Source organism: Spirochaetota bacterium, from assembly GCA_035477215.1.
Taxonomy (GTDB): domain Bacteria; phylum Spirochaetota; class UBA4802; order UBA4802; family UBA5368; genus MVZN01.
Genome location: DATIKU010000044.1, coordinates 23651 through 35535, shown reverse-complemented (window position 1 = coordinate 35535; position 11885 = coordinate 23651). Strand labels below are relative to the sequence as shown.

Here is an 11885-nt window from a genome sequence, read left to right as displayed (position 1 = left end):
GGTACGACATCATGTCAGATGAAATTAAGAGCAGTGAAACCATAGAGCCGTCCGCGGAGTCCGCGGACGAAAATACCGCCCCCGGGGCGCCTGCAGCGGCACAGGATAATCTCGCGACGAGCCCCGCCCCCAGAAGGGAGCGTGAAGGGTTTCGTGGCCGCCCTCCCAGGGAAGGGGGCGACGAAGAAGGCAGGCAGGGCGGACGTGTGGCCCGCTTTAAAAGAAAGGGTTGCCGCTTCTGCCAGAATAAGAGCATCGTTATCGACTATAAGATCATCGATGTGCTGGAGAGATTTATCACCGAGCGCGGAAAGATTCTTCCGCGCCGCATCACCGGCACCTGCGCCAAGCATCAGCGCGCGCTGGCGATAGCGATCAAACGGGCGAGGATCATCGCGCTAATGCCATTCGTCGTGCAGTAGTGCCGTGGGTGCGCTCCTCGCATACGCGCTGGTAGGCCTGTGCCTGGTTGTCGCTTCAGCGGCCGTGTCGTATCGATTGGGTGCTCGGGCGCTTTTCGGGCTGGTGCCGCTTTTCGTGGGAATTGCCGCCGCGCAGTCTTTTCTGTCGTCCGGAGGCGGCGAGTATAACATGATGGTGCTCTCGCCGGTCGTGATAGGCGCGGCGGCGGGATATACGTTTCGGTCGGGAAGGGCGCTCGTTTTTTTCTTAATGGTTTCGGTACTGTCGCTTACAGTGGCTTTTTCCGCCAATTACTATTTTCTCAAGGTGTACAGGGATTTCGATCTGGTCGCCGATTCGCAGAAACGCGTGGTTGACATGATCAAGGCCGCGGACCTTCCGGACGCGGAGAAGACCGAGATTCTGGCGAAAGTGAACGGATCGCTGGAGGTGATTGGGGATATCATACCTTTCAGCTATTTCATGCATTCGCTGATAATCGCCGCACTCTGTTACACGATACTTAGGCCGTTTTTTATGCGCGGCGGCAGGGACAAAACGGCCGATAAAAGCGGACTTGCGTATTTCAGGCTTAAGGACTATTATATCTTTGCGCTTATCGTCGGCTGGCTCGCGGTGTTGCTGGTCGACGAGGAGGGCTATCGTGCGGTGTATGTAATCGGCCTCAACTGCGCGTTGTGCTTTTCGGCGCTCTATCTGGTGCAGGCGCTGGGAATCGCCAGGTTCTACCTGGATAAAAAAGGGGCCCCGCCCTTTATCCTGCCCCTGGCGGCGTTCGTTGTTCTGCTCCTGGGGGTGGAGGCGTTGCTCTTTGTTTCGGTAGTTCTTTTGGGTATAGGAGCCCTGGACTTCTGGGCAGATTTCAGGAAACTGGAAGCCCGGGGCGAACAATAAGTTCGAGGTATTGACCATGAAGGTGATTTTACAGAAAGACATTCCGAATCTCGGTGAGGCGGGCGATATCAAGGACGTCTCCGACGGATACGCGCGTAATTTTTTACTGCCGAAAAAGATGGTTCTCGTAGCCAACGACTCGAGCCAGAAGGCGGCCGTGCACCAGCGCAAGCTGATCAAGATCAAGAAGGACAAAAGGAAGAAGCAGAGCGAGACCCTTATGGAAACGTTCGCGAGCCTTGACATCCGGATCGGCGCGAAGGTGGGCGAGGAGGAGAAGCTGTTTGGCTCCGTCACCTCCATGGACATCGCCCGCAGGCTCAAGGATCTCGGCCACGATGTTGACAGAAGGAAGATCCATCTGGAAGAGCCGATCAAGAAACTGGGGGAATACGAGGTGCCTGTTAAGCTCGACGAGGGCGTTACCGCGAAGCTGAAGGTCACCGTCTTCAAGGAGTAGCCGATGGCGATCGAACTGGTGCCGCCTCAGGATATTGAGGCGGAAGCCTCGTGTCTATCCTCCGCGCTACTGAGCAGGGACGCGCTTCTCAAAGTAATAGAAATCCTCCAGCCGGAGGATTTCTATCTTGATGCGCACCGCGAGATTTTCGGCGTCATCGTCGAGCTTGAGCGAAAAAACCTCCCGATTGACCTCGTTACCGTAAGGCAGCGACTGAACGACCTGGGCCGCCTGGAACGGATCGGCGGCGATCATGGCCTGGTCGATATTTACCGTACGGTCTCCACCTCGGCGAACGCCGAATTCTATGCGCGCAGGATAAAGGAAATGAGCCTCAGACGCAGGCTCATTGAGGTTTCTCATGAAGTGCTCGAAAAATGCCACGATACGGCGCGCGACACCTACGAGCTTATGGACGAGGTGGAGCGGGACATTTTCCGCGTCACTGAAAAGCGCATCACCTCCGACTTCAAAAACATCGCCGATGTCATCCAGGAAACGATGGACAACATCGGCCGCATGTACGAAACCAAGAAGGCGGTCACCGGCGTGGCCACCGGCTTCACCGGGCTCGACGAGATGCTTTCCGGGCTTCATGAATCGGAGCTTATCATCATCGCCGCCCGCCCCTCGATGGGGAAAACCGCGCTCGCGCTCAATATCGCGAACCATATCGTCATGAAGGAAAAAATGCCGGTGCTCTTCTTCTCGGTGGAGATGCCGGCCTCGCAGCTCGGGATGCGCCTGCTCTGCATCGACGCGATGATAGATTCACAGCGGGTGAGGACAGGCCATATAAGCAGCGAAGAGCTGCGCCGCCTTATGCAGAGTGCGGGCAGGCTCGAGAAGTCGCCGCTTCTCATCGACGATACTCCGGCCATCAATATTTTCGAGATCCGCGCGAAGGCGCGCCGTGTCGCGCAGAAGCAGCGCCTGGGCGCTATTGTGGTAGATTACATGCAGCTCATTTCGAGCCTTTCACGCATGGACCGCCACCTGCAGATAGCGGAGATATCGCGTTCGCTCAAGCAGATCGCCCGCGAGCTTTCGGTGCCTGTGGTCGCTCTCTCCCAGCTATCGCGGGCGGTCGAATCGCGCACCGATCAGCGGCCGCAGCTTTCGGACCTCAGGGAATCGGGCGCGATCGAACAGGACGCGGACGTGGTTATGTTCATCTACCGTGAGGAACGCGTGAAAAAGGACTCGGAAAAAAAAGGGATAGCCGAAGTAATCGTCGCCAAGCAGCGTAACGGCCCGATCGGCGATGTCGAGCTCCGGTTCTGGGAAAAATTCACCAAGTTCGGGAACCTCGACAAGGTCCATGAGTTCGACGAGACCGTGGCGGAGGCATGACAAGGGCGGGGGCCGGACAGTATGCCGTGTCGCTCTTGGCGGGGGTCGGCCGCTATGCCATCTTTTTCGCCGAGACGCTACGATGGATCTTCAGGCCGCCGTTCGACCGGCGAAGCGTTACGGCGCAGATGCTCGAAATCGGCTACCGGTCGCTGCCGGTGACGGCGGTCACGCTCTTCTTTACCGGCATGGTGATGGCGCTCCAGATCGGAAATGCCATGGACAAGATCATGACCGGCTCGTCGATCTTCATCGGCAGCGCCGTGGCGATATCCATGTTCAGGGAGCTGTGCCCGGTGCTCACCGCGCTTCTCCTCGCCGGCAGGGTGGGCTCGGCCATCGCCGCCGAGATCGGCACGATGAAAGTCACCGAGCAGATCGATGCGCTGGTCACCCTCTCGGCGAACCCGATCCAGTACCTGGCCGTGCCGCGCTTCCTGGCCTGCCTGGTGATGACGCCGGCGCTGACGGTGATAACGGACGTGGTCGGAGTGCTGGGCGGGGCCGTGGTGGCCTACTTCAGCCTGAACATCACGATCGACAAGTACATCGAGAACATATTACAGAATCTCCAGCTGGCGGATTTTATGACTGGGATTTTAAAGTCGGTTTTTTTCGGTATCCAGATCGCCGTTATCTCCTGTTACCAGGGTTTTAACACGAGCGGCGGCGCGGAGGGAGTCGGCAAGTCGACCATTCAGGCGGTGGTGAAGTCCTCGATAGCGATACTCATCTCGAATTATTTTCTCACTTACCTTTTCCAATTCTTCGAATAGGCGCGATGTGGTTTGCGGCGGTCGGATGCCGGCGCGCGAAAGCCGGGTGTTTTATCCGCCGCCGGCCCGGGGAAATGCTTGAATTTTTCCGGTGTAGAAGCGATGTATTGCACCACTCGATTATTTTACTGAGGATCACCGGCGCAGACAATGAGCAAAAAAAGAGACGCGTTTCTGGCCTTACTAAAAAGGAAAAAGACGGGCAAGGCCGTGATCGACGCCTTCGCCGCCGTTAAACAGGAGGACTTCCTCGACGCCGCGTTCAGGAAGTTGTTTTACACCGACGAGACGGTCCCGATAGGGGTCGGAGAGCGAAGCGATCCGCTCATGTCGCTGGCGCGCATGTTTTGCATACTCGCGCCGCAGAAGAAATGGCGCGTGCTGGAGGTGGGAACCGGGTCGGGTTATTCCGCGGCCGTTCTTTCCCGCATGGTGGGCGAAGTGGTGACGGTCGATCTGTACGGTGAACTCTCGGCGGCGGCGAAAGCCCGCTGCCGAAAGAAGAAATTCGACAATATCCGTTTCTTTTCAGGCGACGGGACCGACCATGAGCCGTCGCTGGGAATCTTCGACGCGGTGATTGTGTGCGGTGCGTGCGGGAAACGGCCGCTCTCACTTATACGTTCGCTCAGGAGGGGGGGCAGGATGGTTTTCCCGATGGGGCTGCCGCACCAGCAGCAGATCACCCTTGTGATCAACGACACTCCCGAAGACGGGGACGATCTGCTGCGGGTCACATTTCATGACCTCTGCGTCTTCGGTCTTCTGCAGGGGCGATACGGGTTTCCCGTTTACCTGCCGGAGTATCTCGAAGGGAACGAGCCGCCCGTCGTGGAGCCGGTGAAATAAAGGTTTCCCCTATGTTGCGTCTGGGGAGCCGCCCTTCGCATCCTCTTCTTTGTAGCAGTACCGGCACCCAAGTATGAGAATCTTACCGCCATCGCCGTCCTTGACCGGCGCAGCGTACAGGGCCTCGTAGTTCGTCAGCGCCGATCCGCAGAGCGGGCACATGCGCTCGCCGGGGTGGCTGCGCGGCTTTTTCAGAAAGATGTCCTGCGGTTCTATGGTCGCCGTCCGGCCGCCGTCCTTTTTGTTCGGTCCGCTTTTCAATTCCTTGAGCTTCCGCTTGCCCGACTCGTAAGCGTTTAGCGCGTAGAGGAACACCGCCAGGGCGATGACGAATCCCACGAAATAAAAAAGGTACTGCACCTCAGGCCCTCCGCGTAATAAAGTTGATCATTACCGTGTCGTCGCACGGGGCGGAAAAGGTGTAGTCGCCGAAAATATCGACGACGCGCAGCCGCTCCCTTTCGAGCAGGGCTTTAATTTCGGGGATGGAATAGATGCGCTGAAGGTGTTCCTCGACGGATCTGGTGCCGTCACGGTGGCGGAACTCCAGGGTCGACCGGATTATTTTCCTGTCCTCGTCGTAGGAGTTGCTCCATTCGACCATGGTTCCGCGCGTCCTGTGCCGCGTGACGCGCCCGTCGAAGTAACGCCGTATGTTGTACTCGGTGGTTATGTCGAACATGAAAATACTGCCGTCGTGCATCGCCCGGCGGGCCGAGCGGAGGACTTTCTGGACGTTTGCGTAGGTTAGAAAGTAGTTCATGGTGTCGTGGACCGAGAACAGAAAATCGAACGTGCGGGAAACGCGGAAATCGGTCATATCCGCGCAGAATATGCGGAAGTTTTTATACGAGCGTCTTTTCGCAACGCGCAACATCTCGACGGAGCGGTCCATGCCGTACACCGGAAAATCATCGCGCGAGAACATGGCGCCGAACTTGCCCGTACCGCATCCCATCTCGAGGATCCACTCCGGATACTCGATGTACTGGAACATGATGGTTCTCAGATAGCGATACCACTGGTCGTAGTCGACGTGGTTGAGGATGTGGTCGTAAGACCGGGCGAGGTCGGTATATGGTTCCATCAGCGCCGCTCCCTTCGCCGGTGGAGCATGTCGACGAACGCCTCGACGCGCAGGCGCACGGTCTCGGTGACGCGGCTGGGCAGGTCTCCCTGCAGCGTGAGCACGGGGACGCCGAGTTCGCGACGGAGCGCGATGTCCTCGATACCCCTGAAACAGAAGGCCTGGACGTAATGAATGATGCCGTCTATGCGCCGGCGCTGCACCTCGAGCGCGATGTCTTCCGCGCGCGTGAAAATGCCGTAGGGGTAGGTGTAGCGCGTGTACGATTCCCCGATCGTGCCCCCGGAGGGGAGCGTAAACTGGCGCTGGACCTCGCTGAAGACGACGCGTACTCCGTCCCGCTCTATCGTATCGTAAAGGTCGCTTATGATAGGGGGAACACCCACGAAGCCGAGCCGCAGTGTCGTTTTCAGCGGCTTCCGTGATTCGATTTCCGTGATCTTTTCCTCGACCTTCGCGAGATAGGATTCGGGGTTACCCTCGAAATCGCTGGAGCCCAGTTGCAGATTCTGCACCTCCCCGCCGAGCGCCCTGTCCTCCTCCCAGAGCAGGCGGTCCAGGTGATGGATTCGCTTACGGACGCGATCGAGCCGTTTTTTTTCCTCTTCGGCCCGTTCCATCCCGATGCCGAAGCGCTCCGCGAAGCGGTTGATTTCCGCTCCCAGGGAGACGGGATCGCGCCCGCGCGGGTAGGAGAAGGGTATGACGTCGATACCGTGCAGGGAGAGCACCTCCATCAGCGCGATGGTTTCGGCGCAGTCGCCGCCCGTTACGCAGACGACGGTCCGTATACCCCGTTCGAGCACGGCGCCGTACAGCCCGCAGATCCAACTGCAGGTGGTGTCTGGGAATCCGTCCATTTTTGCGCGCCGCACGAGGGAGGCCGGGTCTTTGGAGGTGATGAAGGTGTTGTTGATGTCGACGGGGACGCGCCCGGCGGCGTATATGATTTCAACCGGTATGGTCGAGGTGATGCCTGCAATTTTGACGTGCTCGCTCATTCCATCCGCTCCAGACCGCCCCAGCTGGTATAATGAAAAGCACGACGAAAAATTTCAATCCATTTGTTGCCCGGCCGAAATGTGCTTGAAAGTTGGATGGATTTCGGACACACAGAGGATGCGGGAATGCGGTGCGGCCGCATATTGTTTCGTCTAACCTGATATGCCGCCCGCGGGGAAATATTCCGAGGAGGTGCTGTGCCATGTTGAATGACAAGGATACCATGGTCGCGAGCCTGGGTGAATGCCGAGTCGATTCGCCGCTGCCGGCAAGACGGTTTATCGATGAGGGCGAGCGCGTCATCGTGGACGTGGAATACGGCCGGGTGGAGGCCTCCTTCAAAGACCGCGGCGCCGCTCCATCGTTTGAAAACGCGGGGCCGCGTCGGAATATCTTCTTCGAGCCGTCCGGGGCGAAGGCGGCGATCGTCACCTGCGGGGGGCTCTGCCCGGGACTCAACAACGTGATCCGGGCGCTGGTGATGGAGCTCTTCTACCAGTACGGGGTGAAGACGATCTATGGCGTGCGCTATGGTTACGAGGGGCTGATCCCGTCGTACGGCCACGGCTTTCTCGAGCTTGGTCCGGATACGGTCGACGATATCCACGCCAAGGGCGGGACCATGCTCGGCTCGTCCCGCGGAGAACAGAGCGTCCCCGGGATGGTGGACACGCTTGAGAACAACGGCATATCGATGCTCTTTACCATCGGCGGGGACGGTACACTCAGGGGGGCGAGGGATCTCTGCGATGAGATTGCGCGCCGGGGTTCGAAAATCTCCGTGGTCGGAATCCCCAAGACCATCGACAACGACATCAGCTTCGTAGACCGGACATTCGGCTTCGAGACGGCCATGGCCGAGGCCACGAAGGTGCTCGTTTCAGCACACGAGGAGGCGCGCGGGGCGCGCAATGGCATAGGGCTGGTGCGGGTCATGGGGCGCGATTCGGGCTTTATCGCCGCTTATACGGCGCTGGCCTCCAATGTGGTGAATTACGTATTGCTGCCGGAGGTGCCGTTTCGGCTGCGCGGCGAGGGCGGCCTTCTCGATCATCTGCATCGCAGGCTTACGGCAAAGCGGCACGCGGTCATACTGGTCGCCGAGGGGGCGGGGCAGGAGTATTTCGAGGGCGAAAAAGCGCGCGACGCCTCGGGTAACGTCAAACACGGGGATATCGGGGTGCTGCTCAGGGACGAAATCAACGCCCACTTCAAAAAAATGGGCTTTCATATAAATATAAAGTACATCGATCCGAGCTATATCATACGGAGCGTTCCGGCCTCTGCCGATGACGCGGTTTACTGCATAATGCTGGCCCAGAACGCGGTCCACGGGGCCATGGCCGGCAAGACCGGGATGATGGTGGGCCGCTGGAACAATTATTTTACGTTCATACCACTGGCGCTGGCCGTCCAGAAGCGCAAGAAGGTGGAGCCCGACGGCTATCTCTGGTCCATTGTCAGGGGCGCGACGGGCCAGCCGGATTTCGCATAGCGTCGTCGCCGCGCGCTATCCGCGCTTCGAGGCGGGCGATACGCCGGGCGAAGCGGGCGCCGTGGAAGAAGGCCCTGTCGGCGGACAGGGCCTCGCCGTCTTCCGAGAAGAACCCGCGTTCGATGAGCGAGCGCGCCGTTCGGGCGTGCCCGAGGGCCAGCCGGTAATCGCGCTGTCGGTGCTCACAGTGCTTGGCGAGTTCCTCGAGCGAATAAATCGACGGGTCATCTCTCCAGAACCTCAGGGCCTCATTGATCCTCCCGGAGCGCTTGAGCGCGGTGCAGTACTTCTTGAAGAGCAGACGGTCGGTCCTCACCTCGTCGTGGATGAGCCCCGATATTTCGAGAAAGGAGACGAGGTCCGTTACGTAGAGATAGTGAGCGATCCGCGGAAGAAGGCGCGGTTCGATCGAGTTGTAGTTTTTTTCGCTCAATGAGCGGAAGACGCGGCCGAGCGATTCGACAAGCATAAACATGGAATAAACATCCATCCGGTTGTGCTCGATTACCAGCGGGAGCCGTCCGGTTTCGCCATGGCGCTGAAACGAAAAGAACACGTCGGGAATCTCCCATCCCGGGATGTCGTCGCCACGGCGGACGCCGAGCAGGTTTTCCTCCATGGACTTAAGGGAGCAGCTTCCGTACAGCTTTTTAAACAAACGTCTGCAGGGGTAGAGAAGGTCCACCACAGGGATATCCACGGGGAACCCGCCTACGCGGTTGAGCCGGTAACGGCTTTTGATGAGCGGAATGTCGAAGGTTTTGCCGTTGAACGCGACGAACGCATTCGCCTCGCGGAAAACGGATACGAGGTGGGCGAGAATAGCGCGTTCGCTCGCGTAGTCGTCCAAGAAATACTGCTCCACATGAAAGGCCCCGTCGCGGTAGTACCCGATCCCGGTCAGGAACGGGTAGGTGCCCGTGCCGCCTGAAAGGCCGGTGGTCTCGAGGTCGAAGAAGAGCAGGCGCTCGAGTTCGACCGGCTTCGCGCCCACATGCATTAAAAAAGAGGGGAGAAACTCGCGCAGCGCGGCCTCCCGACCGTTGTCCACAGGATGCGTGGTGGCGAAACGCCACAGGGGCCCGTTTTCGGTTTCAAGCGTGGTGCCGCCCATTTCGAGCAGTATCCCGGTTGCGGGCGCGGCGGGGGCGGTTGCGGTCGAGCGCTCGTAGCGGCGGAGTTTATCCTTCAGGCTCATGCGAAAGCTCGCGCAGGGCCTTCTTCACCGCGCCCTTGATGTCGTCGTCGCCCGGGGGAAGGGGCCCCACGCAACCGGGGCAGCCCGCGGCGCAGGCGCAGCGTTCAATTACGCCGATCGATTCCGCGGCGACAAGCCCGATCACCTGGAAGGCCCTTTCGGCGATGCCGACGCCGCCGGGCACCGAGTCGTATACGAAGACGGCCGGCTTTCCGCTGTAGTTTGAGCGGGTCTGATGAACGACGTGTATGTCCCCGTAATCGGAAAGCGTGAACAACGGAACGATATTGCGCAAAATGTATGCAATCGAGTAAAGAAGCCTGGCCGAGAGCGGCTTTCCGGCAACGGCGTCGAGCCGCTCCTCGTCGAAGTCGATCCATACCGAGGAGGTGTGCATCTCCTGTTCCGGAAGATGAATTTTACCCCAGCCGAGGTTTTCGTGCGTGTTGAACTTGATCTTCTTGAACATGACCGCCTTGTTGCGGACGTTGATCTCTCCCCTGGAAAGCGTGCCGCCCGACAGCGCGCGCGAATCGCTGCTCTCGAGCACGCGGATGTCGGTCTTGGTTTCGGCGTCGGTGTAATAGTCCGAATCCACCTCGTGACAGAAGGCCATTCGGCGCTCCCAGTCGAGCCTGTCTATATAGTACTGTCTCCCCTGGTGGAGATAGATGGCGTCGTCGTGTATGAGGGTGGGCGCCGAATAATAATCGATCTCTCCGATCACCCGCGAGTGGTCGGTGTTATCGACGATAACGAAATTTTCGCGGGCGGCCGTGCGCAGCGATATCTCGTTCGCCGGATAGATGTCGCTCATCCAGTGGAATCGTTCGCCGGAACGCTTGAGGATTCCCCGTTCCTCGAGATATTCGAGCATTTCGGTCGTGGTGGCGAGGTGGCGCGCGAAGCGCTCGCCACTGTCGAACGGGAGCTCGAAGGAGGCGCATTTGATGTGGTCCATCAATATGAGGAGGTTGTCGGGATTGATGGTGGCGCCCTCGGGATTCGATCCGAGGAGGAAGCCCGCGTTGCTCACTATGTACTGGTCGAGCGGCGAGCTGGTGGCGATGATGACGGCGAGCGAGGCTCGGCCGCGGCGCCCGGCGCGGCCCAGCTGCTGGTAGAGCGATGAGATGGAACCGGGATAGCCCACGGTAATAGCCGCGTCGAGCATGCCGATATCGATGCCGAGCTCGAGCGCGTTGGTCGATACCACGCCCACGATCTTCCCTTCCCGGAGGCCCCGCTCGATGGCGCGCCGTTCGTTCGGGAGATACCCTCCGCGGTATGCGGCGATTTTGCTCTTGATTGGCGCGCATTGCTCCCTGAGGTAGGTAGAGATGATCTCGGTGCGCAGGCGGCTCCGCGCGAAGATGATAGTGGAGATTTTATTGGCGAGGAAGAGAGCGCCGACCTTCGCGGCTTCCTTTACGGCCGATGCGCGGATCCCGAGTTCGCGGTTTACCACCGGGGGATTGTAGAGCACGTAATGCCGCTCCCCCCGCGGCGCGCCGCTTTTATCGATCAGTCTGAAGCGGCGCTCGATGAGCGCCTCGGCGTGTTCGAGCGGATTGGCAATTGTAGCCGAGCAGCAGATGAACCGCGGGTTCGAGCCGTAAAAAAGGCAGATGCGCTGGAGCCGGCGCATGAGATTAGCCAGGTGGCTCCCGAACACACCGCGGTAGGAGTGTATTTCGTCGATGACGATGTATTTGAGGTTTTCGAAAAGCTTTACCCATATGGTGTGGTGCGGGAGTATCCCAGAATGTAGCATGTCGGGATTGGTGATGACGATGTTGCCGGCGGCGCGGATTGCCTTGCGCGCCGAGTTGGGCGTGTCGCCGTCGAAGGTGAAGGTCTTTATGTCGAGCCCGGTTTCGGTGATGATGCCGTGGAGTTCGGAAAGCTGGTCCTGCGAGAGGGCCTTGGTGGGGAAGATATACAGCGCACGGTCGTCGGGGTTTTTCATCATGGCGTCGAGAACCGGGAGGTTGTAACAGAGCGTCTTTCCAGACGCGGTGGGCGTGACGATGACGACGTTCTCGCCCCTGTTCACCGCGTCGCAGGCCTCGCGCTGGTGCGAGTAGAGCCTCTCGACGCCCCTTTTGCCGACTATATCGACAAGCCGCCCGTTGATATAGTCGGGGAAGGGTTCGTAAGACGCTGGCACGGGGTCATGTCTGATCCACGAACTTACCTGTGCGGTGAAGGGCTCGTGGGATTTAAGGTAGTCGATGAGCTGTTCGATGTTCATGGTCCGGCAGGCGCGAGGGAATCGATTTATGTCACATGGAAAGCATGGCAGGCCGCATGGATTTTGTCAATATGGAAATGGCCGCGTCATGTTT

The 11885-nt window shown here is 59.0% G+C and carries 12 protein-coding genes; 7 read left to right on the top strand and 5 right to left on the bottom strand.

Annotation, left to right across the window (positions count from 1 at the left end):
- The first annotated feature begins 11 nt into the window (after nucleotides 1-11).
- The 6 genes from rpsR to VLM75_10170 all read left to right on the top strand — a co-directional run bounded on the left by rpsR (nucleotide 12) and on the right by VLM75_10170 (nucleotide 4755).
- A complete protein-coding gene (rpsR, locus tag VLM75_10195) occupies nucleotides 12-422 on the top strand; it encodes a 30S ribosomal protein S18 (GenBank protein HSV97291.1) in 411 nt (136 codons plus the stop codon).
- Between the two features lie 4 nt (nucleotides 423-426).
- A complete protein-coding gene (locus VLM75_10190; GenBank protein ID HSV97290.1) occupies nucleotides 427-1317 on the top strand; it encodes a DUF2232 domain-containing protein in 891 nt (296 codons plus the stop codon).
- 16 nt (nucleotides 1318-1333) lie between these two features.
- A complete protein-coding gene (rplI, locus tag VLM75_10185; protein ID HSV97289.1) occupies nucleotides 1334-1777 on the top strand; it encodes a 50S ribosomal protein L9 in 444 nt (147 codons plus the stop codon).
- Nucleotides 1778-1780: 3 nt separating this feature from the next.
- Nucleotides 1781-3130: a replicative DNA helicase gene (gene dnaB, locus VLM75_10180; protein HSV97288.1), complete on the top strand. Its 1350-nt coding sequence runs from the start codon at nucleotides 1781-1783 to the stop codon at nucleotides 3128-3130.
- On the top strand, nucleotides 3127-3906 hold the full coding sequence (locus tag VLM75_10175) for an ABC transporter permease (GenBank protein ID HSV97287.1): 780 nt from the start codon (nucleotides 3127-3129) through the stop codon (nucleotides 3904-3906). Before dnaB ends, VLM75_10175 begins: the two co-directional genes overlap by 4 nt.
- Before the next feature lie 150 nt (nucleotides 3907-4056).
- Nucleotides 4057-4755, top strand: a complete 699-nt coding sequence (locus tag VLM75_10170) for a protein-L-isoaspartate O-methyltransferase (protein HSV97286.1) — start codon at nucleotides 4057-4059, stop codon at nucleotides 4753-4755.
- 9 nt (nucleotides 4756-4764) lie between these two features.
- On the opposite strand, the gene VLM75_10165 is transcribed toward VLM75_10170, so the two are convergent.
- The 3 genes from VLM75_10165 to VLM75_10155 are packed head-to-tail and all read right to left on the bottom strand — an operon-like array spanning nucleotide 4765 to nucleotide 6843.
- Nucleotides 4765-5115, bottom strand: a complete 351-nt coding sequence (locus tag VLM75_10165) for a hypothetical protein (protein HSV97285.1) — start codon at nucleotides 5113-5115, stop codon at nucleotides 4765-4767.
- 1 nt (nucleotide 5116) lies between these two features.
- Nucleotides 5117-5842, bottom strand: coding sequence for a class I SAM-dependent methyltransferase (locus tag VLM75_10160; GenBank protein ID HSV97284.1), 726 nt, complete (start codon nucleotides 5840-5842; stop codon nucleotides 5117-5119).
- Nucleotides 5842-6843, bottom strand: a complete 1002-nt coding sequence (locus VLM75_10155) for a 2-hydroxyacyl-CoA dehydratase family protein (GenBank protein ID HSV97283.1) — start codon at nucleotides 6841-6843, stop codon at nucleotides 5842-5844. Before VLM75_10155 ends, VLM75_10160 begins: the two co-directional genes overlap by 1 nt.
- Nucleotides 6844-7046: 203 nt before the next feature.
- Between VLM75_10155 and VLM75_10150 the strand changes: the two genes are divergently transcribed.
- Nucleotides 7047-8339, top strand: a complete 1293-nt coding sequence (locus VLM75_10150; protein HSV97282.1) for an ATP-dependent 6-phosphofructokinase — start codon at nucleotides 7047-7049, stop codon at nucleotides 8337-8339.
- On the opposite strand, the gene VLM75_10145 is transcribed toward VLM75_10150, so the two are convergent.
- Both VLM75_10145 and VLM75_10140 read right to left on the bottom strand, forming a co-directional pair.
- The gene (locus tag VLM75_10145) at nucleotides 8305-9537 is read right to left on the bottom strand and encodes a ribonuclease H-like domain-containing protein (protein ID HSV97281.1); all 1233 of its coding nucleotides are present in this window, start codon (nucleotides 9535-9537) and stop codon (nucleotides 8305-8307) included. The genes VLM75_10150 and VLM75_10145 overlap by 35 nt on opposite strands.
- Nucleotides 9521-11791 (bottom strand): DEAD/DEAH box helicase, encoded by a 2271-nt coding sequence (locus tag VLM75_10140; GenBank protein HSV97280.1) that lies wholly within the window; start codon nucleotides 11789-11791, stop codon nucleotides 9521-9523. The genes VLM75_10145 and VLM75_10140 overlap by 17 nt, the downstream gene beginning before the upstream one ends.
- Nucleotides 11792-11885: the final 94 nt, after the last annotated feature.

What these genes read in the sequence shown, in the direction of transcription:
- rpsR (HSV97291.1), top strand. Translation starts at nt 12, where the DNA reads ATGTCAGATGAAATTAAGAGCAGTGAAACCATAGAGCCGTCCGCGGAG.
- rplI (HSV97289.1), top strand. Translation starts at nt 1,334, where the DNA reads ATGAAGGTGATTTTACAGAAAGACATTCCGAATCTCGGTGAGGCGGGC.
- dnaB (HSV97288.1), top strand. Translation starts at nt 1,781, where the DNA reads ATGGCGATCGAACTGGTGCCGCCTCAGGATATTGAGGCGGAAGCCTCG.
- VLM75_10175 (HSV97287.1), top strand. Translation starts at nt 3,127, where the DNA reads ATGACAAGGGCGGGGGCCGGACAGTATGCCGTGTCGCTCTTGGCGGGG.
- VLM75_10170 (HSV97286.1), top strand. Translation starts at nt 4,057, where the DNA reads ATGAGCAAAAAAAGAGACGCGTTTCTGGCCTTACTAAAAAGGAAAAAG.
- VLM75_10160 (HSV97284.1), bottom strand. Translation starts at nt 5,842, where the DNA reads ATGGAACCATATACCGACCTCGCCCGGTCTTACGACCACATCCTCAAC.
- VLM75_10155 (HSV97283.1), bottom strand. Translation starts at nt 6,843, where the DNA reads ATGAGCGAGCACGTCAAAATTGCAGGCATCACCTCGACCATACCGGTT.
- VLM75_10150 (HSV97282.1), top strand. Translation starts at nt 7,047, where the DNA reads ATGTTGAATGACAAGGATACCATGGTCGCGAGCCTGGGTGAATGCCGA.
- VLM75_10145 (HSV97281.1), bottom strand. Translation starts at nt 9,537, where the DNA reads ATGAGCCTGAAGGATAAACTCCGCCGCTACGAGCGCTCGACCGCAACC.
- VLM75_10140 (HSV97280.1), bottom strand. Translation starts at nt 11,791, where the DNA reads ATGAACATCGAACAGCTCATCGACTACCTTAAATCCCACGAGCCCTTC.